This window comes from Leptospiraceae bacterium, from assembly GCA_025059995.1.
Lineage (GTDB): Bacteria > Spirochaetota > Leptospiria > Leptospirales > Leptonemataceae > SKYB61.
Window position 1 is genome coordinate 442,530 of record JANXCF010000002.1, and the last position, 25,454, is coordinate 467,983.

A 25,454-nucleotide genomic window follows, 5' to 3' on the forward strand; every position below is an offset into this window, starting at 1 on the left:
TTTTTTCTTTCTTTATGATTCTTCTTCATCGATTGAATAAAAAAGCTTTTTATTTGAACCATCGATTGATTGAACGGATTGAAACGAATCCCGATACTACCATTCATTTAATGAACGGTCAGAGTTTTGTGGTTAGGGAAACTCCTGAGGAAATTCAAGAAAAAATCATCGATTTTGAAAGAAAAATATTTTATGATAAAATTATCAAAATTGTCGATAAACAATCTTGATGGATATAGCAACCATTGTCGGATTAATAGGAGGTGCCTTACTTTTATTGTTTGGAATGTTTGTTTCGGGTTTGAGTTTTTTTGATGTTTTTGATTTGCCTTCAATTTTCATTACGTTTGGTGGGGGTATAGCGGCAACGGTGATTGCCAATCCCTTCTTTCGCATACGTAATCTTCCAAATTTTTTGAAGTTTGCTTTTATTGAAAGAAAAGTTTCCATAGTGGATATCATGACACGATTCTTAACGTTAGCAGAGAAAGCAAGAAGAGAAGGTTTACTCTCATTAGAGGATGAACTTGCTGAGATTGAAGATCCTTTCATGAGAAAAGGAATTCAATTAGTAGTTGATGGAACTGATCAAGATCAAATACGAAACATTTTAGATAACGAATTAACCGCAATCAAAAATCGACATGCTGCAAATATCAAGTTCTTTTCCATGTTGGGTGGGTATTTGCCAGCTTTTGGTATGATTGGGACTTTGTTGGGACTCATACAAATGCTAAAGAACTTGGGAACAGGGGATGCTTCAGCAATAGGTCAAGGAATGGCAACAGCATTGATTACCACTTTATATGGTTCAATTGGTGCTAACTTGATAGCTTTACCTATACGAGATAAACTTTTAACCAAAGACGCTGATGAAATTTTAGAACGAACTGTGATGATAGAAGGTATTATAGGAATACAACAGGGAGAAAACCCAAGGGTTCTAAAAGACAAATTAGCATCGTTCTTGGCGCCAGCCGATCGAGCTGTTTTAGATGAAGTGTTAGGGCAAAGGTAAAATGGCAAGAAGAAGAGAAGAATGTCCAGCCTGTGAAGAAGCTCCTATTTGGCTCACCACTTATAGTGATATGGTAACTTTACTTCTTACGTTTTTTGTGATGTTATTCAGTTTAGGAAAAGAAATACCCAAAGAAATCTTTATTATTCTTTCAGCTTTTTCTAATACTTTAGGATTTTTTGAGGGTGGACAAACTCTACAAAGAGCAAGACTTGAAGATATGGGATTGAATGTAGAAAGTTTACCATCAGAAACTCGTGGTAGAGCTTTGTCAAAAGCAAAAACGGAAGCGATATCAATCTTCAAACCAGAAATTCAAGCAAAAAAAGTGCGGGTAGAAGAAAACGAAAGGGGCTTAGTCATTTCTTTGATTGGGGCTGATTACTTTGAGCCAGGGAGTGCAAAATTGACACCTGCTATAGAAGAAGTGCTAAAAAAAGTTTCTTATTTACTTAAAGATTTAAAGCGCTACACAAGGATTGAAGGACACGCAGGAGCAAAAGAAGTAGAATTGCAATCTCCCTATGCTGGTGAAAGAAAATACAAAAACAGCTGGGATTTAGCTTCCGCAAGAGCTGTTGAAGTGGCTACTTACCTTCAATCGTTGAATGTAAATCCGAGTTTGCTTCAGGCATTAAGTTATGGTTCTTATCGCCCTTTAGTTTACGAAGGTGAATTGGGGACTCCTGAGGCTGATGCTCATAACCGTAGGATTGATATTGTTATTCTTCCGTATAGAGAACCTCTAAAAAATCGATTTGATCAAAATAATCTAAATCCCCCTTCTTTGGAAAGTATGATTCCGGATTGAAGTTTTTATAATACTTCTATAATTTATAAAAAAAGAGGAGGAAAGTATGGGAATAGCAGATGAAGAGGTAGAACAAGCACAAGAACAAATTCAGCCAGCCCAAACCCAAACAGGACTAAATCGAATCATCAAAATATTAATTTACATTGCTTTGGGCTTGGTGGGTATTATAGTTATGTCACTAATAGCTTATTATGTAGCAAAATTTGCAACAGCCCAACAATACAAAGAGATTGCTTCGATTGCCGTAGTAAAACCACCACCACCTTTAGAAATTTATAACTTTACTGAAGATTTTCGTGTAAATACAGCTGATAGGGAAGAATTACATTTTATTCGTTTGAAGTTAAGTGTTGGATTTCAGCCAGGAAATAAAGCATTAGCGGCAGAGTTGGTTCAAAGGACACCTCAGCTAAGAAATATCATTAATTTGATTTTGGCTTCGAAAACTCGAGAGGAATTATCTACGATAGAAGGGCAACTCCAATTACGAGAAGAAATTAAGGCATCTATCAATCATGTTCTTGCGGAAGGGAAAATCGAAGAAGTGTATTTTAACGAATTTATCATTAACTAAAATCATTCTAACATAAAAGTTACACTTGTATACCAAATGAAGTCTTTGTATTCACCATTGACTTGGTAGGGTGGGGAAAGAAGTTTTCCTTTTTCTAAAAAGATTTTTCTGACTGCTTGATAAAAATCTTCTCTAAAAGCATCAATGTTTCCTGAGGTGCTTTCGATGTTTCTTACTTTTACATCTTTGATTTTGCCAGTTGAACTAATATAGAGCATCACATAAACTTTTACTTTTCCTAAGTTGAAGGCTTTGGCTTTCGAGGGATAATCGTCCGGAGATACCTGGACAGAAATCTTTGCTACATACCTTTGTGAGAAATCCAAAGTAGGGTCTACAGCATTCTGCCAATTAACTTGTTCTTCTTTCAGAGGTTTTTGGGTTTCGATGATGGTTTCGGATAAATCTTTTGTTTGTGCTTGTTGTATGGGAGCTGTGGGTTCTTGATATTCAATGATGGAGAGATCCGTGAAAATCGAAACCGAGTCTTTTTTTTGGATGATCTCATCTTCAAATAGTGAAAAGAAAATCTCAGCAAAAACCAGTAAAAGGACTTGTATACAAAAACCAACAAAGGTCCAAAATCGAAGATCTAATCTATCTATTAGTTTTGTGTTCATAGTTTATTCTATAGGTTTTGTGGTTATGATTAAATTTTTTATTCCTATTTCTTTCATCTTCTGTAGAATTTGATACATATACTTAAAGGGTAAGTCTTTTTGGATGTTGAGATAAACACGATAAGAGTCTGGAGCTTCTTGGATTTTTCTTTTTAGTTCTTGTTCAAGAACTACAAGAGGGATTTCTTGATTAAAAAAATAAACTCTGTTTTCTTTAGCCAATTCCATATCCAAATAAATGATAATGGGATAAGGAGTTGTTTGGGCTTCCGCTGTAAGTTCTGGTAGAGCAATTTCCCTTGGTTTTTGATCCGAAAGCATGGTAGTTGAAATATAAAAAATCAACAACAAAAAAGCTATATCACCCATCGCCGAAAGAGGAATGGATTCAAAATTCCTTCGCTTTCGGAGCTTCATTTTGCCATCGTCATAGAAAAACGATAAATATTCTTTCTTTTCAATCCAAAGAGAAACTTGGGTATGATTTCCGTAGGACACTCGGGATCGACTTTAATAGAAACAATCATTTCTGGGTTTTGACGAAATTTCGCTTCCAGAACCTCTAAGACTTCTTTTAGGTTATAGCTTTTATTTTCGTAAATAAAGCTTTGATCTTTTGTGATGTTTATTTTGATTAGATTTTTTGACTCAACTTGTATGGGGGGAGCATCTTTTTTGGGTATAGGGAGTTTTACTCCTTTGAGTTCCAACAACGCACTTGCCGCCAAAAAAAAGATAATCAACAAAAAAGCGATATCAGCAGTGCTTGCTAAAGGGATTTCTTCTGGAGCTCTAATTTTTCTACGAATTTGAATAGCCATCTTCTTGAAGCTTGTTGATGAGTAAATTTCCGCAGCGTTCAATCTCGATTGTCAAAGTATCAATCCAGTAGATAAACAAGTTGAAAATCAAATAAGTTGGAATCGCAATCAAAAGTCCTGCTTGAGTGGTTATCAAAGCTTCTTCCACCCCTGCCGCTAAATCTCTTGCTGTGGGAGCTACTTTAATGGTAAATTGGATAAAGCTATTTCTCATACCAATCACGGTTCCAAAGAAACCTACAAGAGGCGCTAAATTTCCAAGGTTTGAAAGGAGGTTTAGCCCTTTCTCAAGTCTTCCTACTTCAATTATGGCTGCATTTTCAATTTGTTTTTCCACAACTTGAGGTCCTTTGCTTTTATTGTGTATTCCTTGTTGCAAAACTCTTGATATTAAACTTCGATCTTGATTAAGAAAAGTCTCTAATTCATTGAGACCTTTTTCCAAATGCTGTGAGAATACATAAAAATAATTCTTTGTTTTTACCCCACTTCTCTTAAAGAAAATATATCGTTCTATTGAAAAACCGATGATGATAGAAGAAATCAAGCCTAAAACATACATGGTAGGACCACCTTTTTGGATCCAGTCAAAAATGGTTTCTCTCATAGTCATTTGGGTTTCTTCTTGAAGAGGTGGTTCTTGCTGTGGATAAATTTCTTTGGGCAAACTCAACAAAAACAAATGTATTGCTAAGATAAACATAACAAGATAAAGAAAGACTCTTGTCGAAGATGCTCGATGATTAAACGGTTGGTTAATTTTCATTTGCTAATAAGCTATAGCATGTAGAAAAAATGTCGATAAATTTTTATCAGTTAAAAAAACGAAAATTTCAAGTATTTTATAAAAAAATCTTGATTGAAAGAAAATTTGTCATAATTTAGAATTATGACAGAGGTCTTATCGAATGATGAAATCAATGATTTATTTAAACAAATCAGCAGTTCTACACCTTTTTTTTCCCAAGATTATAGTATTACAGAGTTAAAGGATGAAAAAGAAACAGCAACGATAAGTAAAAAAGACGTAAAGCCATACGACTTTCGTAAACCTGACAAATTCTCTAAAGATCAAATCCGAACTTTGCAAATGATACACGAAACTTTTGCCAGAATGGTCACTACTTCTTTATCAGCGCAACTTCGAACTGCCGTGCAAGTTCATGTGGGTTCTGGTGGTGGCGGTGTGGATCAATTAACTTATGAGGAATTTAACCGTTCCATTCCTTCTCCTACCACCTTAGCAATTGTCAACATGGACCCTTTACGAGGTTCTGCTATTTTAGAAATCGATCCGAATATCAGCTATGCTATCATTGATCGACTTTTTGGAGGTAAGGGAGAATTAATCAAAAACATAAACCGTGAATTAACTGACATAGAACGTTCAGTGATGGAAAACGTCATTGTCCGAATGTTGGGAAACCTACGAGAATCTTGGTCGACTGTGGTAGATTTAAGACCAAGGCTTGGCAACATAGAAACCAACCCTCAATTTGCTCAGATTGTGCCTCCTAACGATATGGTGGTTCTAATCACTTTTGAAACGAAAATTGCTGAAGTAGAAGGAAATATGAACTTTTGTATTCCTTATATCACCATTGAACCCATAGTGAATAAACTTTCAGCTCAGTATTGGTATTCTTCTATCCAAAGTGCACAAACAGAAGAAATGAAAGAATTGATACAAAAACGTTTAGAGCAGATCCAACTCCCTATACGCTGTGAGGTTGGAGAAATTGAACTTTCCATTCTTGATGTGATAAATCTCCAAGTTGGTGATATTGTTCGATTGAATACTACCATTAATGGTGAGTTTATCGTAAAAATTGGTGAAAGAAAAAAGTTCAAGTGCATTGCAGGTAGAGTAGGGAAGCGCTTAGCAGTCCAAATTGGAGAATCCATAGAAGACATTCCTGATGAGCTTTTAGCTACAACGAAAGACAAAAAAGAATAAAAATGAGTATTGAAATTTTTTAGAAATTGACTGGATGGTGGTTTTATAATTAATTTATAATCAAGTATGGACATAAAAGAAAAATCGGAATCAGACATAATCAAATTACTTTATCTTTATTTTGATCATCATGACATAACAATAAGAAAAAATCTTCTGAAGAAGATTGTGGAAAAAATCCCTTTTGGAGTTCATCCATTATTTTATATTGAAAATATACGTGATACAGATATTCGCTTTTATTTGAGGGTATATGAAGCTGAAACTTTGGATTATGAAAAGTTAATATATGACTTTCATATTTTTTCTGCAAGTCCCAAGGATTTATTGAAGGGTTCCTTTTTGGTATCAAGGTTTTCTGATTCTTTTTATATCAACTTTAATGACTATAAAAAAAGTTTTTTTTCATTGGTTCATGAGTTTTTAAAACTCTACCCTGATTTTTCATTTCAAAACCCCGAAGTCAAATTTCAAAAAATTGTTGAGTTTTTGTATTATATTAAAGGCTTTCATGGCAACTCAGAAGATTATTACAACCCTAATAACAGTTATCTAACGAAAGTCTTAGAAACCAAAAAAGGGATCCCCGTTAGCTTGGCAGTTTTGACTATCATCTTTTACGAAATACTGAAAAAACTACTCGAAAGCAAAATGAATCAAAAACTTGATTTTACCATCTATGGGATCAATATGCCAGGACATTTCTTATTGGCATTCTCTTCAGAAAAGTTCTTTACTTATTTTGATCCTTTTAATTTTGGCAATATGATCACTTATGATGAGTGTTGTCAGTTTTTGATAAAAAATGGAATGACCGTTGATCCAAGAATTTTTTATCCTGCGACCCCCGTAGTTATCATCCAAAGAATGCTAAGGAATTTGTGGAATTACTATCAAAACGAAAATCAAACCAAAAAAAGCAAGACAATAGAAGATGTCTTAAAAATCCTGAATCCAATAATCCAAGTTGAAGAAAAAAATTATAAACTTTGATCTCAGCAAAATCGTAAAGAAGGTTAAAAGAAAAAAAATCATACAACAAGTAGATAGGAAGTTATATCATATCATTAAAGAAGATTTGCATTTTTTTAAAGTCGTTAAGCGCTTTGTGGTTTTTTCTGGAGGAAAGAGAATTCGTCCATTTTCTCATTACTACTTCTCCAAACTTTTGAACTATGAAGGAAAAGAATGGATTGATGTTGCAGCAATTGGAGAACTCATCCATGCAGCTTCTTTACTTCACGATGATGTGATTGACAACTCCGACCAAAGAAGAGGAAAACCTACTCTGAATGCTACACATGGAAACAAAAAAGCGATTCTGGGAGGAGATTATCTTCTTGCCTGTGGGATAGATCATTTGATTACTTTACCCCACAAGTTACAGCTCCTTCCGGTTTTTACGAGAGTCATTAGGAACTTAGCAGTAGCAGAAATCCTACAAATGGAATACGAAAAAAACCCCCAAATGGATTTTTCTATTTATGAAAAAATCATCGAAGGGAAAACTGCTGATTTATTTTCTGCCATGGTGGAAGCATCAGCAATTCTCATGGATTATCCCCCAGAACAAACCAAAAAATACCGTGAAATTGGTTTAAAAATGGGAAGACTATTTCAAATCCGCGATGATTACTTGGATTACTTTTCAAACGAAAATCAATTAGGAAAGAGACTTTATTTGGATTACGAAAGAGGGATTATCACCTATCCCATATTAGTTTTGAGAAGTTATATGAACAAAAGCGAAAGAAACTTTTTTGATTTTTGGGGAAGTGATGAATTTCGAAAACAAAACTTAGCACACATGTTGGAACTAATGAAAAAATATCAAATCTCTCAAAGAATCAAAAACGAAATAGATCAAAAGCTTGATGAAATCATAAATTTTATCAAAGAACATCAAACCAAAAATCCCAACGAAAAAGAAGAATTGATTTCAACCTTAAGGCAGCTTTCTGTGTCAATTGAATAAAAATGAAAAAAGAAGTTTCTTTTTTTGTTTCTCTTTTTTTGTTTTGGTTGCTGTTTGAGATTTTCCTCAGGCTTTATCACATACCATCTTTAGATTATTTTTTAAAAATGAATCAAATACATCGGTTTCATCCTGATTATTTTATTGGGCTTCAACCCAATACAAGTGTGTATATTCGACATTTTTCGGGAAAATGGGAAGGACAATTTAGCATTAATTCCTTCGGCATGAGGGGAACAAAAGAACCTGACCCACAAAAAAGAAAAGTCATCTGTTTAGGGGATAGCCTAGTAATGGGCTATGGAGTAAGTGATCATGAAACCTTTTGTGCTCTATTAGATGAAAAATTTTTTGATCATGGAATTCAGTTCTTAAATGGTGGGATTGATGGTCTTGGTTCTTGGGGAGCTTACCAAAGATTAAAAGAAATTCTGAGCCAAGTTTCGAATGTTAACACAGTTTTATTTTTTGTCTCCCCTAATGATTTTACCATGCCACCATCCTTATTAGAAAAAGGTTTCTTTCCTGATGATCAAACCGAAGAGGCTCGTTTACTTCAGCCAACAAAACGTTTGATAGATACTTGGCAGTTTGTCCTTTCTGATTATGTTTATACCCTCACAGTTGCGAAAATAACCATTAAGCAACTCCTCCTTCGATTTCATCTTTGGAAAGATACTTTTGTAGCTACTTTGAACCGATGGAAAAATCAAAATCTACTCACCACCATCAAGCAAAGTTTTCTTTTAGAGTCTCAAGCTGTTTCGTGTCCACAACCAACAAACACTCTTTTTGAAACCATAGGGAAAACGTACATTCCACAAGAAAAAAGGATCTTTAGCCAGCCAAAAAAATGTCCTGAAGAAATCCCCGAAGAAATTTTAAAAGAATGCACAGAACCACCCAAGGTAATTCCCGAGCTCCCTAATTTCACCCAAAGAGTTTACCTAGACATGTTAGAACTAACGAAAAAAAACCAAATCCGCTTTGTGGTTGTGATTTTGCCTGTTCAAATCGAAGAACTTTATTGTCATTCCATCAATCGATATCATTTCTTACGATTATATGCTTTACAAGTTATTCGTTTTTTTCAAAAACATCAAATCGAAATTTGGGATCTTATGGCGGATACTCCTTCTATGTGTCAAGAGGGGAAGTGGGGTTTTAAAGATTACTTTATACCCGAAGATGGACATTTGACCCAATTAGGGAATGAATGGTTAGCGAATGTTTTAGAAAAAAAACTCAAATTTTTGATTCAATGATATGCTGTTTAATTCTCTTCATTATTTTGTTTTTTTTCCGATTGTAGTTTTTGTTTTTTTTGTTCTACCTCAAAGATGGCAAATGCTTTGGCTTTTTTTTGTGAGTTTGTATTTTTACGCGGTCTTTCAGTTTCTTTATTTGTTTTTGCTTTTTTATTCCATCATAGTTTCATATCTTTCTCTGAAACTAATCTTGAGGTTTCAAAATCAGATACACCTGAAACGTTTTTTTTTAGTTTTAGGGATTGTGGGGAATTTGCTTTTACTTTTGGTTTTTAAATATAGTGTGCAAGTCTATGATTTTTTGAATTTTCTTTTAGGATTTGAGCCATGTGATAAAGATTATATCCAACCACCGAATATTTTACTTCCCATGGGGATTTCGTTTTTTACCTTGCAAGCCATTTCTGCTTTAGTGGATGTCTATCGAGGAGTTGCGGAAAAACCAAAAAATATCTTTTATTTTGGTTTGTATTTGAGTTTTTTCCCTCAGCTAGTGGCAGGTCCAATCCTAAGAACCAAAGAACTCATCGCTCAGTTTTACGAAAGAAAATCTTTCTCTTACGAAAACTTTCGTTTGGGTTTATTTCAACTCTGCTTGGGATATATGAAAAAGACCCTTATTGCTGATCCCATCTCTCCTTATGTGGATCGAGTGTTTGCTTCACCTTGGGAATTTCATACCTTGAGCTTATGGATTGCCGTGTTTTTATTTTCGATCCAAATTTATGGGGACTTTTCGGGATATTCTGATATTGCCATTGGCACCGCAAGGATCATGGGGTTTTCTTTACCTGAGAATTTTCGACGTCCTTTTTTTTCTACTACAATGAGTGAGTTTTGGAGAAGATGGCACATTTCTTTTTCCAGCTGGCTTAGGGATTATATCTACATTCCTTTGGGGGGAAGCAAGGTTTCTTCATTTAGAACCTATGCGAACTTATTCATAACCATGATCATTAGTGGGGTTTGGCATGGCGTAGGTTGGCATTATCTGTTGTGGGGAAGTATTCATGGCTTCTTATTACTTTTCGAAAAATGGATTTTGTCTTTTCCTTTCTTTGGTAAAATCAACCTTCCCAAAATGATTTCAAAAATCTTAGGCATTTTCTATACATTTTGGGTATTTTCTTTTACGTTTTTCTTTTTTCGTGCAAAACCTTTGGTTTTTCCTGAAAATAATCTTCCTTTAAGTGCGATTGATGTGGGATGGTATATGACCCTTCGGGCTTTTGTTTATTCTCCTGGGGAAATCCTCATCCCCTCTTGGCATATCTTCGTTATGATTGGGATTTTATTCGGGATGGAAATTCTTTTCGAAAAACATTCTCAATCTTACTTTGTTCATCATTGGCTAAAAGAGACTCGATTGTATTTTTTTGCTGGTTTGATTCTGATGACGTCATTTATTATTTATAGTGTATCTGTAAGTCAGCCTTTCGTGTACTTCCAGTTTTGAGGTTTTACCTTCATTTGGGTAAGAGCTCGCAAAACCAATAAGATGCCTTTTGATTTTGATATTCATAAGTTTTTAGAACATGTTCTTTTATTTCGAACGGAATAGGAAACTGAAAGATGGGACCATCAAAACAGAATGTATGGTATTCTCCTTTTTCACCACAAGGATCCACATTTTTGGGAAGCTGTTTCAGAAAATACGAATTGATTTCTTGTGCCAAGAGTTCCTTTCCTAAGATCTCCGCATTGACGGAAACTACAATAGCCCTAAAGCCTAATTCAATGAATTCTTGAATCAAAACTTTTGTATCTCTTCCCCACAAGGGAAATATAGCCTTGATTTCATAACGAGATAGTTGTCTTTCTCGATAAGAGCGAACCTCTTCTAAAAAGATGTCCCCAAAAATGGCATAATCAAAACCTTGCATTTTGAGATTGTTAAGATGAAACTCCATGATCTTTTCGTATTCTTCATTGGTGGGTAAGTCTGGGATCTCAAGAATTTGGTAAGGAATGCCAATCGATTGGAATTGTTGAATTAGCAATTCTTTTCGTATTCCGTGTAAACTCACCCTTTGGTATTTGTCAGATATGGTGGTAATTAAGTAATCTACATGAAGTTCTTTTTGTTTACGAATTTCCCACAGAGCTCTTGCGGAGTCTTTCCCTGAACTCCAATTCAAAAAGGCTTTGAGTCTTTTCATGAAGTTTATATTTGATTTTCTTTTTTCTGTTCTTGAACTTTTTTATAAATCATTTGGGCTAATTGTTTTCCAATACCTTTAATTTTGAGTAAATCTTCCATTTGGATTTCTTCTAAACTTGAGTTTTCTAAGTATTTTAGGATTTTCTTTTTTCTCTCTTCTCCGATTTTGGGGATGGTATCTAATACATGTTGAAACATCCGTTTTCGCATTCTTTTACTTTGGTGAGTGTTGGCAAAGCGATGGGCTTCATCTCGCATTTCTCGAAGAAGCAACATTCCTAAACTATTAGGATCAATTCTCAAAGGTTCAGCTTGATGGGGTAAATAAATTTCTTCTTGCTTTTTGGCAAGCCCAATCACAGGGATAAAAACTTGATGTTCTTCTAACGCTTTTAAAGCAAAGTTCACTTGAGCTAATCCTCCATCCACAACTATCAAATCAGGAAATTCTTGGTTTTCTTCTTTGAGTCTTCGGATTCGGCGAAAAATCACTTCCTTGATGCTTTCAGGATCATGGATGTCTTGGACACTTTTGATCAAATAATGTCGATATCCTTTGGGATGAGGCTGACCTTGGATAAAACGAACTCCCGAAGCTACTATCTCATTCCCAGCAAAATGGGAAATATCATAACATTCAATGATTTCAGGCAACTTAGGAAGTTTCAGGATTTGTTGTAGTTCCTTTAGGGCTTCTTTCTTTTGTTTGTTTTTGACCCCCAAAATTTTTTCTTTTAAAAGAAGTTCTGCATTTCTTTTCGCTAATTGTATCACCCTCGATTGTTTTTGAACAATGATTTTGATGGGGTATTGAAATTTCTCTTTTAGATAAGATTGAAGTTCCTTTAATCCTTCTACTCTCAAAGGTATGATGATTGTAGCAGGGAATTGATCTTTCTGAACAAAATGTAAGTAATATTCCCTTAAAAATCCTGCTAACATCTCAGGTTCATAGGTATTCAATGGAACATCCTTGGGCACATACAAAGAAAAAGACTTTCTGGATACCAATTTCGCATTACGAAATTCCAACACTACGGCATTGGCTTTGTGGTATTCTTGATTGATGGCAATGGCAATTACATCTTGATCGGGATCACGAACTTTTATGTTTGATTGTTTGTCTTGGAATTGTTTGAGTCTGATAAGAATATCACGATAGATTGCTGCTTTTTCATATTCCATTTTGCTACTATATTCGTTCATTCTTTTGATGATAACTTCTTCTAAGAGTTCTTTTCTTCCCTCAAGAAAAAGAATGATTTCATCAACAACTTTTTGGTATTCTTCTTTCGGAATGTTCCCTTGACAGGGTGCCAAACACCGTTTTATAAAATAATTCATACAAGGACGTTTGGGAGTTTTTAGAGGAAGTTCTTGATTCACTTTTCTAATAGGAAATGTTTTGTGTATCAAATCCAAAAGTTGCCTTGCAAACTTGGAATCCGTATAAGGACCAAAGTATCGATTTCCATCCTTTCTGTACTTACGGGTAATAAAAATTCTTGGATAGTCTTCGTTTAAAGAAATACATAAATAGGGGTAACGTTTATCATCTTTGAGTCGCACATTAAAGGGCGGCAGATATTGTTTGATCAAAGAATCTTCTAAAATCAAGGCTTCATTTTCATTGTTTGTGATAATCCACTCCACATCATAAGCTTTATGAATTAGTAAAAAGTGTTTATAATCATCAGGGCGAAGATAACTTTTCAGACGATTTTTCAAAGAAACAGATTTTCCCACGTAAAGAACTTTATTATGTTGATCCTTCCAAAGATAGCAACCAGGAGCTTCTGGTGCGAGCTCAATTTTTTGTTTGAGAAATAAAATCCTTTCTTCTGAAGAAATAGAAACCTCGTAAGGTTGTGGTTGTTCTTGTAGGATGAAGTTTTCTTTTGACTTTTCCATTTGATAAAAAATTTATAAAGAACTTTCGTTTTGTCGAATGAATTTAGTTTTCCAAAACCTGACGAAAATCCTCCGGTAGCTCGGATGTGATTTTGATTTGTTTTTGGTTTACTGGATGGATAAATCTAATTTCACTGCAATGTAATCCCGTCCTTGTTAACATTATGAGCTTTTGTTCTTTTTCTGAAAATTGGTTATTTAGAAATTTTAAGAATATTTCTTCTGATGGTCCGTAGATTTTATCACCGACAATGGGATACCCAAGAGAAGAAAGAGTGGCACGGATTTGGTGGGTTCTTCCCGTATGAAGCACAACTTTCACCAAACTGATTTCAGTAAACAAAGAATGCGAAATCTTTTTTGTTTTTATCAAATGAAATTCTGTTTTTGCGTATTTATAAACATACGTTTGATCTCCAACAAAAAAAGAAAAACTTTCTGTATTTGGTGTGTAATCGTTTTTATAGGATTGGATCATTTGCTCAATATCTGCTAAAGGGATAAATCGATGTTTAATGTGGATAGGGCTCAAAAAGTCTTTTCCAATATAACCATCAATCATAGATGAGTGATGGTAATTTCCAAAAATCAAAACATGGTAAATCTTTAAGATTTGGTTTTGTTCAAATAGTGATTGCATTGCTTTGATTATGTAGGGATTCTTTCCAAATAAGATAATTCCTGATGTCTCTCGATCCAATCGATTGATGGGATGACAGTAATCATACTTGAGTTTTTCTTTTATGTGTGTATGTAATGTAAACGTGCGATAATTTCCTGAGGGATGAACAGGAACATCCGGTGGTTTATCCAAAATCAGTAAATCTCTGTCTTCATATAATACTCGTATCGTGATGGACCTTTGAGGTTCTGGTCTGATAGAATAAAAAAAAGATATGACATCGTTCTTTTTTATTTGGTAAGAGTTTTTTACTTTTCGGTTATTCACCAAAACAATCCCTTGCTTGATTCGATTCTGCCATTGATTACGAGGAATGTGCTTAAAGGTTTCTGCTAAGAAAAGATCCAAACGTTTGTTTTCAACTTCCTCTGATACTATGATTTCTTTTTTTACTAACATGTGATGATAACTCATCTGAGTTATTGATTATATCAATTACTTTATACCAAAGATTCGTTTAATTTTTTTACTTTAGAGAATCGATAACTTTATTAAGGAGGTGAAAATGAATCTTAAAAAAGCATTAGATAAAGAATACGAAGCAAAAAATCTTACAATCAATCAAATTCTCGATCTCCCCGTAAATGCATTGCAAGGAATAACCGAAGAACAAGCTGAGCTCCTCAAAAAAGCCTTAAAAATCAAAACCATCAAGGATTTAGGCAAAAACAAATACTTCCGCTGGGCAAGTTCTTTAGTCAACTTAGCAGATGCAGAAGAAGCAAAATAGCCCAAACTCTTGGGCTATTTTTTTAGCTCATAGGTAATTTAACACAAATCCAAATCAATTGCTACAAAATCGAATTCCAAATGATAATTAATAGAATAACTTTTTTTAAGTTCTTCTAACATACATTTAACATACATTAGAGAGTTCTGAATCATCATTATCCAAAGAAAAATCACATTTTTTCAAACAAAACGGTCTTTTTCCAATTAAAATCATAACCATAACTCAAAGAACCAATTGACTCTATAGTCAAGTTTTAAATCTTTATGCCATGAATCGATGGGAATTTGGAGAAAATTTCTTGTGGGGTGTTGCAACAGCTTCTTATCAGATTGAGGGTGCATGGAACGAAGACGGTAAAGGAGAATCCATTTGGGATCGATTTACCCACACTCATTCTTTGTTTTCTTTTCTGGGGTGGAAACCACGCATTTATCAAAATCAAAATGGAGACATTGCTTGTGATCATTACCATCGATACAAAGAAGATTTGGATTTGATGAAAGAATTACGTATTCCGAACTATCGTTTTTCAATTGCATGGACTAGGATTTTTCCAGATGGCACGAAAAAAAATGTCAATCCCAAAGGAGTAGATTTTTATCATCGTCTCATAGATGCGTGTTTGGAAAGAGAGATTGTTCCTAATGTCACTTTATACCATTGGGATCTACCACAAGCCTTAGAGGATAAAGGTGGTTGGACGAATCGAGATACTTATCTTCACTTTTTGGATTATGTTGACTTTGTCACGAAAGAATATAAAGATAAAGTTCCAAGATGGTTTATCTTGAATGAACCTTCAGCGTTTACAATCTTGGGATATCTATTGGGGATTCATGCACCAGGAAAAAAAGGGATTTCAAATTTTTTCCCAGCAGTATATCATGTAGCTTTAGCCCAGGGTGATGGTGGAAAAATAGCAAAATCAAACTCACCCAATTCAGAAGTAGGAACTACTTTTTTTACCATGTATTTAGAACCATTTAGTAAAGATGGAATATTCTCAGAATGGGATAAAAAAGCAACACAACGATATGATGCTTTAATAAACCGATTATTCATAGAGGTCTTATTGGGTCTTGGTTTTCCTGAGAGGGATCTTCCTTTTTTGAAAGAACTACAAAAGTATTATTTGCCCGATGACGAAAAAAGAATGAAGTTTATTCCTGATTTTATCGGTATCCAAAATTATACTCGTTTAAAGGTAAGAGCTTCTCTTTTTGTCCCAATGATGTGGGGAGAATTGATAGAAGCAAAAAAGATAACAAACCAGATCACGGATATGGGATGGGAAGTTTACCCAGAAGGTATTTATCATATATTGAAAAAATTTTCTCAATACGAAAATGTAAAAAAAATTTATATTACTGAAAATGGAGCCGCATTCCCAGATAAACTTGAGAACCATAATGGTGAGATTCGAATTCAGGATACTCAAAGAATCGATTATATCAGGAGTTATTTAGAACAAGTATTGAGAGCAAAGAAAGAAGGTGTGCCAGTGGAAGGATATTTTATTTGGAGCTTTATGGATAATTTTGAATGGGCAGAGGGTTATCGCCCTCGCTTTGGTTTGGTCTATGTTGATTATAAAACTCAAAAAAGATATGTAAAAGATTCAGGATATTGGTTTCGTGATTTTCTTTTAGGAAAAGATGTCTAAAAACATTGGTATCGAACCGCATTGACTTGATGGGTGTATTGTTTTTGATAAAAGTTTTTTTTTGGATAATCACGAATTACATAACGTTGATTTTCACGATCAAATTCTCGAAAGTTCCCAGAATCATCAAAGTTGGTACCAAACGAAGTTGGTGGGTAGAAACACTCAGGGAAGAGTTTTGCTTTTTGTAGCTTTTCATTTGAGATTTGATATTCATAGATTTCATCCTGAGTTCGAAAAAAGAATTTATCCATTACCTTTGAGTCCCAAGTAATGGAGTAGCGATCTATAAGTTCCAAATCAAGAACCTTAAAAACCTCCACATATTGATTTTCTTTTTGATAATTCAAGATATACGTTTGATGGTTTTTGGATGCAATGATCCAGTTTTTCTCTGGGGATGGATAAAAGAACTTCACATCGTCGAGGATTCGCTCTATGTCTTCAAATTGGTAGAATTCTTTTTTATTTTCAATAAATAATCCCATGCTTGGGTTTTGAGCAAAAAAATCATCTTTGCCATAAAGAAAAAGTAATGTCAGGGGTTGGACATTCATGGCATAGATAGACTCTGGGATAACCCAAAAATCAAAAGTAACGTTTCTGATTTCAATGGGGTCAGTAAGATTTCGAAATTTAACTAGCTTTACTTTTGTTTGATAATCTTTTTTTTTCGTTGTTCCTGATAGAGGATGAGTAAGCCTTTCTTTCCAGTGAAGTGAAATCTCTAAATACATCGAGTCTTGAACATAACTAAGTATTCTATCTATTTGGTTTTTCTGATAAAAAATCATCTGGCAATGAGTAAGAAGAAAAAGAACTATAAATAAGCTTATTTTACTTTTTTTGAGAAGAAAGCCAATCTTCATTTGAAAATTCAGAAAGTCTGTAATATCTTTTGGTTTTGTAGTTTATATTTGTGTATGGTATATAGAAAAACAGAGGTTCATCTTTGGGAGGTGCATTTACGATAAAATCTTTTTTTGTGGGATCTAAAAACCAACTAGGTGGAAAAGGTAAGTTTTCGCAATATCCTCTCAGGTCTTTTAGCAAAAAGTGTCCCTCAACTTCTTTATCATGGAAAATCTTTCCCCAAAATTGAAAAGTAATTTTATGAATACCAGGCGACAAAATATTTTTGTAGGTTACCCAATGGGTGGGTTCATCAAATTCGACAGAAAATAGATTTGCTTGTATGTGATATTCACATTCTTTGTTAACTTTGAGAAATGCAGATATATATAAATGCCCATCTTTGATTTCTTCTTCAAATTGATCTAAAAACTCTGCAACTACCCATGGACTTGAGAAAAATGTTTCTGAAATTTCAAATTGATTTTGGTATTCTTGTAGATAGACTTTTACTTTTAAAGTTAAGTTTCCCCAGTATTTTTTATCTTCTGATGGTATCTTCCAACTAAAGGTGTAAACATCGTCCTTTTTTTCGTCAGGTTCAATACCAGAATCGTTATACTCAGGAGTTCCTAAACGAATTCTTTTTAAGTAAGGGTCAGCAAATATCCCAGCTTCGATGACATCATAAGGAAGTAAATTCCCCTTGGAGTCAAAGATTTTTAAAGTTGCAACTAAGACATCACCTTTTGTTAAAGTATGTTTGTTAGTTTGAAAGATATATGTAGGATAGCTTTTAAATTCTTCTTCTATGAGCTTTTGAATTTCACTCTCGGTTTTCCCTTCATTTTGTAATTTTTTTATGTAATCGCTAATTTTTTTTTCGTCTCTTAAGTTCGGGTTTAGAATGATTGGTAGTGGTTGTGCTTCCACATACCAAAAATTTATCAAATCTATCATTCTTTTATCTAAGGGTCGAGAAAAATCAGGATATTGATAAAATTGCCTTCTGATTTCTTCTAAAACTTCATCATCCATCCCTCTTTCTTTAAGAAGATCTTCCAATTGCTCTGGGGTAAAGAACTGTGGTTGGTTTTGAAGCAACTCAGAAGGTAGTCTTTTTCTGATACCTAGATCCTTCTCTTCTTCGGTTGGAAAATAAATAATTAATAAAACAACTATCACTAATAAGATGAAAACTAAAGCTAGAATCAAAAAAAGCTTTTTCATACTTTATTTATGCAAGTTGCTTAGGTCAAAAACGAAAAAAAGCCCGGTATTGATTTTCTACCGGGTAAAAGGGAGGATAATTTTGTCACACGACAAAATTATGACTTTATCTGCATCCTAAGTTAAGATTTCTACAAGCATCCCATTCTTGTCTGGTTGCAGTGTTGATGGCATCACTTCCATCACCACTATGTTGCCGATCATAACCATTTCTGTTATTATTCCAACTACTTACAGTACTTCTACCTGTCCATATGAAATGCATACTATACCTTGTTCCCGAATTACAATTCGAAAAAGAACCTGTTGTATTCATAGCACATGTAGAGTGGAAAGAAACAGCACCATCATCTTCTCCAGGAAGTATCGCAGCAGTATACCACCAACCTTTAAATCCTGCCAACATGTAGAAGGGGATCCCTTTCATATCGTTATGATTATAAGATCCTCTTGCATTCCCTGTTTTTAAAGCATCATCCATGTTTCCTGAATTCCAAAAAGCTAAATTAGCTAATTCTGAACCTCCTGCAGCACTACTTGAATTAAAAACAAATCTAATATTATAACGTGAAACATCCCTTGTGGCAATGAAATATTCTGTTGCATAACAACCTGCACTATGACAAATGATAACGCAAGATTGTCCACGAGATCTCAAACAACGATCTTCTAATACTTGGTATAATTTTGATTGAGCTCTGCAATTTCCCCATGTTCTTGGGTCTGAATAACCATCATAATGGACAAAAAATCTTGGAAGTGAAGTATTGATATTTTTGGCATTCCCCCAGTAGTTGCCTGCATCTTGGGTGTAATCATTACCACATTGCCCACCTCTTCCATGAACAAAGATGATTGATTCTTGAGAAAACAGCTGGACATTTATAAAAAACATTAGTATAATTGCTAAACGTTTGATAAACCTCATCAACACTACTCCTTGGATTTGTAAGCAAAGTTGAATTTCATTTTTTTAATACTTCTATGTTCAATCTTATAACGAGCAAAACAAAAATGATTGGTTTGTCAATTGCTATTTTTTGTTTTAATTGAAAAAAATTCAGATTAAAGTTTCTAAAGTATTAGACTTATTCTAATTCAAAAAAGTTTTTAGTTTTTCTTCGTAAGCAAAAAAATCGAATCACAAACTAACTTCGAAAACCCCATTTATGAACATAAAAGACATAATTTCTATGCAATTTCTTTTGCTACTTCCTTTAGGGATTGGGTATTTGTTGAAAAGAGTTATCTCTTTGCAAATGCAGACTGTAAATCTTGATAGGATATCAAAAGGGATTCTTAAATTCAATTTGATTTTTTTAGAACCCTTGATTGTGGTCTGGTTTATATGGAAACTGCATTTTTCAATCAATACTTTTTTTCTTCCTTTCTCAGGTTTGATTTTGGTCGTGATTGGATTTTTTTTGGGAATGCTTTTTTTTCGTAAATATTCAAAAAGAAATTTTCTTACATTAGTTGTTATTTCTTCTTTAGCAAATCATGGTTATACCATGGGAGGAGTCATGAGTTATTTTTTCTTAGGAGAAGAAGGGTTAAGTAAATCCTTGATTTTCATAAGCTATTTTTATTTTTATCTATATGGTTTTCTTTTTCCATGGATTCACATTCAAAAAGAAAAAACTGCACAAAATTACGAAAACTTTGTAAATATATTTATTTCTCATCTTTTTGATTTTAAAGATTACCGAAACTATCCCATTTATGGATTGTTTGTTGGATTGGCTCTGTTTCTTATGCAAATTCCTATCCCCAAAGTTGATATTTTGGATTTTTTTATGAAGTTCATTGTTTATGTTTCTATTGTTTTGTATTATTTTCATTTGGGGTGGGTTTTAGTGGTTCGAAAAATGTTTCTTTATTTTAAAGAATTTCTTTGGGTGGGATTTATAAAGTTTTTGCTTCTTCCGGTTTTGGTTCTTGGAATTTTGAATTTCATTCCATCTTCATTTCTTTCTTCATTAGATAAACAGATCATTGTTATGATGTCATTTATGCCCTCAGCAGTGTATTCTATCATCACTTCTTCTCTTTTTTCTTTGAATCGGGATCTTTCTTCTTCTATCTTTGTCCTTACAACTTTGTTTTTTTTATTTTTGGTTTTTCCCCTCTTGGTTTTATTTTGGGAAGAATTTGTGCTTTTGTTGAGGTAAAGTTAGGGATCTTGATTTTAAGGGTTATTTGTTAAAATGACTTGAGTTTAAATCACATACGAAAAAGTCTTATTTCACGTCAAAATCCACTACATAGCGTTTATAGCAGATTTGTTGGTTGATTTTTTGGATATCGACTAACTCATATGAATGAATTTTGATTCTTTTCGAAAGGTTCCAAAAAGGAGATTCAAAAAGATTGTTTTGACAATCATGAGTGATATAAATCCAATCTTTTTGTTGATTTAGAATTTTTTGATGGTGATTGTAGTTCAAAACAAAACCCTTATCGTAAACTTTGTAGCGAATCCAAACGTCAATGTCAGTTGGGATGAAAAGATAGGGATTCTCGAGCTCAATACCAAATTTTCGATAAAGATGAAATTCATTAAAAATCAAGCCTTGAATATCTTCTGGAACAAATTGATAGATTTTCTTTGCAGGTTCAAAAATTTCGGTTTGCTTTCCTGCAAAACATACTTCTCTTTTGTTTACGAAGTTTTCTTGGTAAAACAAATGTAAGTTTTGTAGGAGTATTGCACTCAAGATTATTATTACAAAAACTTTCCATCGTTTAGGGGTTATAAGAAAACTTAATCCGTGTAGAAGAATCATGCCAGGAAGGATTTGGAATATATATCTTGCTTGGTGATTCGTAGTCAAAAGTTCTAAAATAGCAAGATGAAACCACAAGAAGACAATTCCCACCAAAACGGGTTTTTTTTCAAAGATGATCGAAAAGTTTTCAATGGAACGTTGGGCACGAAAAATAAAAACGAATAACAAAACAATCGATAAGAAAATCATTAAAGAAAATCCCGAAGAATTCAAAAAATAATCATAAAATAAACTGATAAAAAAGCTCCTACTTCGGTCAATAGTATCAGATTGAGCTCCTAATAGGGAATGAAAACGATCAGGATGAGTGAATACAACCACCAAAAAAGGGAATAAGAAAAACTTATAAAAAAAACGTATCCTTTCAGAAAAAAATCGAACTTTTTTTCTGAATAGAAAAATATGGAATTCTATCAGAAATAACAATAGAGAAAAAAACATAAAGTTTTTTAGAAACTTATGAGAAATGATTTCAAAACGAATGTAGGGATTAATCAAAATTAAAATCACACTGAAGAAAGGCAAAATCAAAAATACAAAGCGATATCCTCGGTAGTAAGATAAAATCTTTTTTAGTTCTTGTATGATGTTTTTCGGTGCCAAAAGAAACTCAACAAAAAGAAAAGACAAAATGACCAAAACTCCATAAGGATATTTCGTAAAGTAAACCAAAAATCCAGACAAAAAAAAGAAGATACGAAAATAAAGATTTTTCAACCAAACTTGGTAATTGCTTCGATACAATGCAAGATAAAAAAACAAGAACCCACTGTAAGCAAATATTCCTTGAATTTCTAACATGGAGCTGAAGATGTATTCGGGAATTTGCTTTAACAAAAATAAAAATGAAATCGAAAGAAAAATCGAAAGATTAATTAAAACTGCATGATAAACATCTTTTTGTAATTCTTTTCGAAAGAAGAAAAATGTCCCTGAGGTTAATGTGATAATGCTTAGAACAAAAAAAAATACATTCCAATAGATATCCACTATAGGGTTGGGTTTTCCATACCAGGTGATGGAAAGAATACTCAGAATGGTTCTCAGTGGTGGCCATGTAGGGGAGTCAATCAAAAGCTTTAATCCGTCAAGTATAGATTCTTTTTTGATTAATTGTAAAAAATCAATTGCTTGAATAAAGCGGATATTCGCATCCCACAAGAGAAATTCTTTATTTGGACAGTAGAAAAATTCGTGATGGAGCTGAACTAAAAAAAAATATGTTAACGTAAGTAAAATACCCAAACTTAGAATTCCTAAAAACATCACTGGCATTTCTTATGAATGATAAAGAGTAGCAAGTCTTTTCGTAATGAAAAAACCGAGGCAGAAGCCTCGGTGGAAGGTAGCTAATTAATTTGGTAGTTTCTACCTTTGAGGAACAAGAAAGCAACAATACCGGTTATCAAAATGGCTAAGGAAGCCCAAACGAAGAGATTTTGAGAATGATAGACTTGGAGTAAGAAACCTGCAATTGGGCTTGGTAAATTAAAGTATGGGAAGATGCGGTTTTGGTCTCGATCTCTACGATACCAGTCTTCATAGATTCTACCATCGTTTTGATACCACTGAGTAAATTTTGGATAGGATTGTCCGATGTAATTAGCATTGTTAGGCCAGTTCCAAGGTTCAGGAACTACGAAAACCCATGGGAATTTGTGTCGAGCATGTCCTGGATTGTGGTAAATGTATCTATCTCTTCCGTTATTATCAAAATAAAATCCAGGGAAGTGGACAGTATGACCTGTATTGTGGACATAGATAAATAAGTCATAAGGAGCAGATGGAAGATCCGTTTTTGCAATCGGTTGATCAAGTATAAATTCTACTTCGGACATAAAGTGGGTTCTGGTTACAGGTTTACCGCCGAGAGAGTTAATAACTCCAGCCGATATACCCTGATTTCGTAAGTATCCTGCTGGATATTCGTTACTGTTCAAGATAATATTTCCCATTTCGTGATGAGAGTAAAAAGCTTCTCCTCTTCGATTGTAATTTTTGTTGTTAAAGTATCCAGCATGTTTGATGAAGATAGGGACTCGTTGGAAATTTGACAGATGAATATCAACATTGTTTCGTTCTTCTTTCTGTTGGAGATTGAGTTCGTTGTCAACAAGGATTTTGGATACTTTTGCTTTGAAATTTCCACTTCCAGGAAGGTTGATAAATACGCTTAAATCATAACCTGCATGGTTAGCTAAGAAAATATATTTACCTCGAATTCGGACAACCTTTCCTTCTGCGTTAAGATCTTCTTCGTTTACTACGGCAAGGACAATGTCATTAGAGTCAGCATCACCAGGAACTGGATATAGATCCTCAAAAGCAACAATCGAAACACCAGTATTAGGGACGACAATACGTGCACTTCTCGATGGATCTTCAGGATAAGCATCATGGGAGTCCATTACGCCATCACCATCAGAGTCTGTGACACTAGCAATCAAGTTTTCTACATTTTGGTTAAACGAAACTTCAACAACAATTTCTTGTAGGAATTGGTTATTTTCATTTTGAACGTCAATTGTGATAGGATCAGCTTGGTAGTTTCCTATATATATGTTAATTACAATCTCTTCGGTATTAGAAGGAATTGTAACTTCTCCAACTACATTACCATCTTCATTGGAAACGCCTTGATATAAGATAGTATCGGATCTAGATGGGTCAACAACATTCACGAGAGCTCCTTCAACAGGTCCTGAGGGATCTGAAATGTTTATATTAATAGGTATTGTGATAGATGTATTAAAGTTAAAGTTTCCATTTCCATAGGTGTTGTTTACGTTCGCATTCCCTTCAAGCGGTTGATTATTTTGTCCATCTTGGTTGTCAGAGCCGGAGCCTTGGTTGTTGGCAGTGGAGTCGTCTTGGTTGTCAGAGCCGGAACCTTGGTTGTTAGCAGTGGAGTCGTCTTGATTGTCAGAACCAGAGCCTTGGTTGTTAGCAGTGGAGTCGTCTTGGTTGTCAGAGCCGGAGCCTTGGTTGTTGGCGGTGGAGCCGTCTTGGTTGTCAGAGCCGGAGCCTTGGTTGTTGGCGGTGGAGCCGTCTTGATTGTTAGAGCCAGAACCTTGGTTGCTAGCAGTGGAACCGCCTTGGTTGTTGGAACCAGAGCTCTGGTTGTTACTATTTCCACCGTTTGTACTGTTTTGGGTATTTTGAGAATTGTTTTGGTTTCCTATTGTGTTTGCTGTTTGATTGTTATCTTGAGTCTGATTGTTGTATGTTATATTAAGAGGGATGTCTCCTTTTTTTTCTTCTGATATCTGTTCCGAACTGATTGGTAAAAGGAATAGGGGATTTTTTTTCGAACCACAAGCTGATAGCAGTAGCGTTGTGGCGAAAATGATACTGATTGTAATCATTTTGTTGTTCATATTAACCTCCTCACCTATTCAATACGTAATTTTTTTTATTTTGTGAGGACTCTGTTCAAAAAATCATTCTCTAGTTTTTTTATTTCTTTGTGATCTAAAAAATTTATAAAAAAAATTGACAAGTTTTTCATAATTCATTTTTTATATCATCATTTTTGTTTCTTGCGAGGTGGGAAATTGTTAAAAAGAAAAAAAGTTGGTAACACAGTGATTGTTTATCCTGAGGGTCGATTGGATGTTACCAAATCCACAGAGTTAGAGGAAAACGTAAGTAAAATCATTGATGAAGAAGGTGTTCGAAATATTATCATGAATTTAGAAAACGTGGAATATATGAGTTCTTCAGGGTTTCGTGTTAGTATTTCTTTACTGAGAAAATTAAAAACTCTAAATGGAAATCTTAGGTTGTGTAATATACGCCCTTCTGTAAAACGTATTTTTGATGTGATTGAACTTACAAGTTTATTTGAAATTTACGAAAATGAGGATGAAGCATTGAAAGGCTTGAACTAAATGCTTTTAGAAAAGATTTTACGAAAAAAACAAGAAGAAATCCAACTTTTAAAACAAAGATATAACTTTGAACGGGAAAATCCTATTTACGTTCGTAATTCCCCTTCTCATCGATTTTATTCTTACCTAAAAAAAAGAAAGCCCTTCGTGATTGCAGAGGTGAAAAAAGCAAGCCCTTCTATGGGAGTTATTCGTCAAGATTATCAACCAGCTAAGATCGCAAAATTCTACGAAAGTCTTGGCGCGACAGCAATTTCGGTCTTAACAGATCAAGAGTTTTTTTTAGGTTCAATTGAAGATTTGCAGAGAGTTCGAAGTTCAGTGTATTTACCAGTGTTGAGAAAAGATTTTCTTCTATCAAAAGAACAAATCCTTGAGTCTAAAATCAATGGTGCCGATGCCATTTTGTTAATTGTTCGGATTTTGTCAAAGCAACAACTCCAAGAATTATTTCATTATGCAACAGAGCTAGGGCTTGATTGTTTAGTGGAGGTTC

26 protein-coding genes are annotated in these 25,454 nt (G+C 34.1%); 14 read left to right on the forward strand and 12 right to left on the reverse strand.

The features are described from left to right. Positions 1-14: 14 nt before the first annotated feature. From NZ853_04460 to NZ853_04475, 4 genes are read left to right on the forward strand one after another with little or no spacing between them, the layout of a single operon-like run. Positions 15-230 (forward strand): flagellar FlbD family protein, encoded by a 216-nt coding sequence (locus NZ853_04460; protein MCS7204927.1) that lies wholly within the window; start codon positions 15-17, stop codon positions 228-230. After that, positions 230-1,018, forward strand: coding sequence for a motility protein A (locus NZ853_04465; GenBank protein MCS7204928.1), 789 nt, complete (start codon positions 230-232; stop codon positions 1,016-1,018). The genes NZ853_04460 and NZ853_04465 overlap by 1 nt, the downstream gene beginning before the upstream one ends. A gap of 1 nt (position 1,019) precedes the next feature. Further along, on the forward strand, positions 1,020-1,829 hold the full coding sequence (gene motB / locus NZ853_04470) for a flagellar motor protein MotB (protein MCS7204929.1): 810 nt from the start codon (positions 1,020-1,022) through the stop codon (positions 1,827-1,829). Between the two features lie 46 nt (positions 1,830-1,875). Beyond that, on the forward strand, positions 1,876-2,406 hold the full coding sequence (locus NZ853_04475) for a flagellar basal body-associated FliL family protein (protein ID MCS7204930.1): 531 nt from the start codon (positions 1,876-1,878) through the stop codon (positions 2,404-2,406). A 2-nt stretch (positions 2,407-2,408) separates the two neighbouring features. Here the strand turns inward: NZ853_04475 and NZ853_04480 are convergent, their stop codons facing one another. Genes NZ853_04480 through NZ853_04495 form a run of 4 tightly spaced genes read right to left on the reverse strand, consistent with a single transcriptional unit; the run spans position 2,409 to position 4,550 of the window. Beyond that, entirely contained in the window at positions 2,409-3,026 is a 618-nt protein-coding gene (locus NZ853_04480; protein ID MCS7204931.1) for a hypothetical protein, read from the reverse strand. Positions 3,027-3,029: 3 nt separating this feature from the next. Continuing rightward, complete coding sequence (locus tag NZ853_04485) at positions 3,030-3,443, reverse strand: biopolymer transporter ExbD (protein MCS7204932.1); 414 nt, start codon at positions 3,441-3,443, stop codon at positions 3,030-3,032. Continuing rightward, positions 3,440-3,847 (reverse strand): biopolymer transporter ExbD, encoded by a 408-nt coding sequence (locus tag NZ853_04490; protein MCS7204933.1) that lies wholly within the window; start codon positions 3,845-3,847, stop codon positions 3,440-3,442. Before NZ853_04490 ends, NZ853_04485 begins: the two co-directional genes overlap by 4 nt. Beyond that, entirely contained in the window at positions 3,828-4,550 is a 723-nt protein-coding gene (locus tag NZ853_04495) for a MotA/TolQ/ExbB proton channel family protein (GenBank protein ID MCS7204934.1), read from the reverse strand. The genes NZ853_04490 and NZ853_04495 overlap by 20 nt, the downstream gene beginning before the upstream one ends. A 186-nt stretch (positions 4,551-4,736) precedes the next feature. Between NZ853_04495 and fliM the strand changes: the two genes are divergently transcribed. The 5 genes from fliM (at position 4,737) to NZ853_04520 (ending at position 10,503) form a co-directional block, all read left to right on the forward strand. Next, complete coding sequence (gene fliM / locus NZ853_04500) at positions 4,737-5,804, forward strand: flagellar motor switch protein FliM (protein MCS7204935.1); 1,068 nt, start codon at positions 4,737-4,739, stop codon at positions 5,802-5,804. Positions 5,805-5,870: 66 nt separating this feature from the next. Next, complete coding sequence (locus NZ853_04505; protein ID MCS7204936.1) at positions 5,871-6,797, forward strand: transglutaminase-like domain-containing protein; 927 nt, start codon at positions 5,871-5,873, stop codon at positions 6,795-6,797. Then, positions 6,772-7,779 carry a polyprenyl synthetase family protein gene (locus NZ853_04510; protein MCS7204937.1) on the forward strand — a complete coding sequence of 336 codons (1,008 nt, stop codon included), beginning with the start codon at positions 6,772-6,774 and terminating at the stop codon, positions 7,777-7,779. The genes NZ853_04505 and NZ853_04510 overlap by 26 nt, the downstream gene beginning before the upstream one ends. A 2-nt stretch (positions 7,780-7,781) precedes the next feature. Continuing rightward, a complete protein-coding gene (locus NZ853_04515) occupies positions 7,782-9,044 on the forward strand; it encodes a lipase (protein ID MCS7204938.1) in 1,263 nt (420 codons plus the stop codon). A 1-nt stretch (position 9,045) separates the two neighbouring features. Further along, positions 9,046-10,503 carry an MBOAT family protein gene (locus NZ853_04520; protein MCS7204939.1) on the forward strand — a complete coding sequence of 486 codons (1,458 nt, stop codon included), beginning with the start codon at positions 9,046-9,048 and terminating at the stop codon, positions 10,501-10,503. 10 nt (positions 10,504-10,513) lie between these two features. Here the strand turns inward: NZ853_04520 and NZ853_04525 are convergent, their stop codons facing one another. The 3 genes from NZ853_04525 to NZ853_04535 are packed head-to-tail and all read right to left on the reverse strand — an operon-like array spanning position 10,514 to position 14,200. Next, positions 10,514-11,206, reverse strand: coding sequence for a diphthine--ammonia ligase (locus NZ853_04525; GenBank protein ID MCS7204940.1), 693 nt, complete (start codon positions 11,204-11,206; stop codon positions 10,514-10,516). A 5-nt stretch (positions 11,207-11,211) separates the two neighbouring features. Continuing rightward, positions 11,212-13,119 (reverse strand): excinuclease ABC subunit UvrC, encoded by a 1,908-nt coding sequence (gene uvrC / locus NZ853_04530; protein ID MCS7204941.1) that lies wholly within the window; start codon positions 13,117-13,119, stop codon positions 11,212-11,214. A 43-nt stretch (positions 13,120-13,162) separates the two neighbouring features. Then, the gene (locus NZ853_04535; protein MCS7204942.1) at positions 13,163-14,200 is read right to left on the reverse strand and encodes an RluA family pseudouridine synthase; all 1,038 of its coding nucleotides are present in this window, start codon (positions 14,198-14,200) and stop codon (positions 13,163-13,165) included. Positions 14,201-14,306: 106 nt separating this feature from the next. Here NZ853_04535 and NZ853_04540 point away from each other — a divergent pair, with 106 nt between their 5' ends. Together NZ853_04540 and NZ853_04545 are read left to right on the forward strand one after the other, a co-directional pair. After that, positions 14,307-14,531: a hypothetical protein gene (locus tag NZ853_04540; protein ID MCS7204943.1), complete on the forward strand. Its 225-nt coding sequence runs from the start codon at positions 14,307-14,309 to the stop codon at positions 14,529-14,531. Positions 14,532-14,802: 271 nt separating this feature from the next. Beyond that, positions 14,803-16,197: a GH1 family beta-glucosidase gene (locus NZ853_04545; GenBank protein ID MCS7204944.1), complete on the forward strand. Its 1,395-nt coding sequence runs from the start codon at positions 14,803-14,805 to the stop codon at positions 16,195-16,197. Here the strand turns inward: NZ853_04545 and NZ853_04550 are convergent. The 3 genes from NZ853_04550 to NZ853_04560 form a co-directional block, all read right to left on the reverse strand. Next, entirely contained in the window at positions 16,194-16,934 is a 741-nt protein-coding gene (locus NZ853_04550; GenBank protein MCS7204945.1) for a hypothetical protein, read from the reverse strand. The two genes, NZ853_04545 and NZ853_04550, sit on opposite strands and share 4 nt — an antisense overlap. 100 nt (positions 16,935-17,034) lie before the next feature. Then, positions 17,035-18,279: a hypothetical protein gene (locus tag NZ853_04555; GenBank protein MCS7204946.1), complete on the reverse strand. Its 1,245-nt coding sequence runs from the start codon at positions 18,277-18,279 to the stop codon at positions 17,035-17,037. A gap of 106 nt (positions 18,280-18,385) precedes the next feature. Beyond that, positions 18,386-19,207 (reverse strand): hypothetical protein, encoded by an 822-nt coding sequence (locus tag NZ853_04560; protein MCS7204947.1) that lies wholly within the window; start codon positions 19,205-19,207, stop codon positions 18,386-18,388. A gap of 241 nt (positions 19,208-19,448) precedes the next feature. On the opposite strand from NZ853_04560, the gene NZ853_04565 reads away from it, so the two are divergent. Then, complete coding sequence (locus NZ853_04565) at positions 19,449-20,450, forward strand: hypothetical protein (protein ID MCS7204948.1); 1,002 nt, start codon at positions 19,449-19,451, stop codon at positions 20,448-20,450. A gap of 69 nt (positions 20,451-20,519) precedes the next feature. Here NZ853_04565 and NZ853_04570 read toward each other — a convergent pair whose 3' ends face one another. Next, positions 20,520-22,343: a hypothetical protein gene (locus NZ853_04570; protein MCS7204949.1), complete on the reverse strand. Its 1,824-nt coding sequence runs from the start codon at positions 22,341-22,343 to the stop codon at positions 20,520-20,522. A 74-nt stretch (positions 22,344-22,417) separates the two neighbouring features. Then, positions 22,418-24,445: an LruC domain-containing protein gene (locus NZ853_04575; GenBank protein ID MCS7204950.1), complete on the reverse strand. Its 2,028-nt coding sequence runs from the start codon at positions 24,443-24,445 to the stop codon at positions 22,418-22,420. Positions 24,446-24,622: 177 nt separating this feature from the next. Here NZ853_04575 and NZ853_04580 point away from each other — a divergent pair, with 177 nt between their 5' ends. Next, entirely contained in the window at positions 24,623-24,958 is a 336-nt protein-coding gene (locus tag NZ853_04580; GenBank protein ID MCS7204951.1) for an STAS domain-containing protein, read from the forward strand. Continuing rightward, positions 24,959-25,454: indole-3-glycerol phosphate synthase TrpC (locus tag NZ853_04585; protein MCS7204952.1), on the forward strand; the 496-nt coding region annotated here is incomplete at its 3' end. It abuts the gene before it with no gap.

Coding starts and splice junctions, on each gene's coding strand:
- NZ853_04515 (MCS7204938.1), top strand. CDS start 7,782: ATGAAAAAAGAAGTTTCTTTTTTTGTTTCTCTTTTTTTGTTTTGGTTG.
- NZ853_04480 (MCS7204931.1), bottom strand. CDS start 3,026: ATGAACACAAAACTAATAGATAGATTAGATCTTCGATTTTGGACCTTT.
- NZ853_04460 (MCS7204927.1), top strand. CDS start 15: ATGATTCTTCTTCATCGATTGAATAAAAAAGCTTTTTATTTGAACCAT.
- NZ853_04475 (MCS7204930.1), top strand. CDS start 1,876: ATGGGAATAGCAGATGAAGAGGTAGAACAAGCACAAGAACAAATTCAG.
- NZ853_04545 (MCS7204944.1), top strand. CDS start 14,803: ATGAATCGATGGGAATTTGGAGAAAATTTCTTGTGGGGTGTTGCAACA.
- NZ853_04550 (MCS7204945.1), bottom strand. CDS start 16,934: ATGTATTTAGAGATTTCACTTCACTGGAAAGAAAGGCTTACTCATCCT.
- uvrC (MCS7204941.1), bottom strand. CDS start 13,119: ATGGAAAAGTCAAAAGAAAACTTCATCCTACAAGAACAACCACAACCT.
- fliM (MCS7204935.1), top strand. CDS start 4,737: ATGACAGAGGTCTTATCGAATGATGAAATCAATGATTTATTTAAACAA.
- NZ853_04465 (MCS7204928.1), top strand. CDS start 230: ATGGATATAGCAACCATTGTCGGATTAATAGGAGGTGCCTTACTTTTA.
- NZ853_04555 (MCS7204946.1), bottom strand. CDS start 18,279: ATGAAAAAGCTTTTTTTGATTCTAGCTTTAGTTTTCATCTTATTAGTG.
- motB (MCS7204929.1), top strand. CDS start 1,020: ATGGCAAGAAGAAGAGAAGAATGTCCAGCCTGTGAAGAAGCTCCTATT.
- NZ853_04490 (MCS7204933.1), bottom strand. CDS start 3,847: ATGGCTATTCAAATTCGTAGAAAAATTAGAGCTCCAGAAGAAATCCCT.
- NZ853_04505 (MCS7204936.1), top strand. CDS start 5,871: ATGGACATAAAAGAAAAATCGGAATCAGACATAATCAAATTACTTTAT.
- NZ853_04525 (MCS7204940.1), bottom strand. CDS start 11,206: ATGAAAAGACTCAAAGCCTTTTTGAATTGGAGTTCAGGGAAAGACTCC.
- NZ853_04485 (MCS7204932.1), bottom strand. CDS start 3,443: ATGAAGCTCCGAAAGCGAAGGAATTTTGAATCCATTCCTCTTTCGGCG.
- NZ853_04560 (MCS7204947.1), bottom strand. CDS start 19,207: ATGAGGTTTATCAAACGTTTAGCAATTATACTAATGTTTTTTATAAAT.
- NZ853_04535 (MCS7204942.1), bottom strand. CDS start 14,200: ATGTTAGTAAAAAAAGAAATCATAGTATCAGAGGAAGTTGAAAACAAA.
- NZ853_04575 (MCS7204950.1), bottom strand. CDS start 24,445: ATGAACAACAAAATGATTACAATCAGTATCATTTTCGCCACAACGCTA.
- NZ853_04570 (MCS7204949.1), bottom strand. CDS start 22,343: ATGCCAGTGATGTTTTTAGGAATTCTAAGTTTGGGTATTTTACTTACG.
- NZ853_04520 (MCS7204939.1), top strand. CDS start 9,046: ATGCTGTTTAATTCTCTTCATTATTTTGTTTTTTTTCCGATTGTAGTT.
- NZ853_04540 (MCS7204943.1), top strand. CDS start 14,307: ATGAATCTTAAAAAAGCATTAGATAAAGAATACGAAGCAAAAAATCTT.
- NZ853_04565 (MCS7204948.1), top strand. CDS start 19,449: ATGAACATAAAAGACATAATTTCTATGCAATTTCTTTTGCTACTTCCT.
- NZ853_04495 (MCS7204934.1), bottom strand. CDS start 4,550: ATGTTTATCTTAGCAATACATTTGTTTTTGTTGAGTTTGCCCAAAGAA.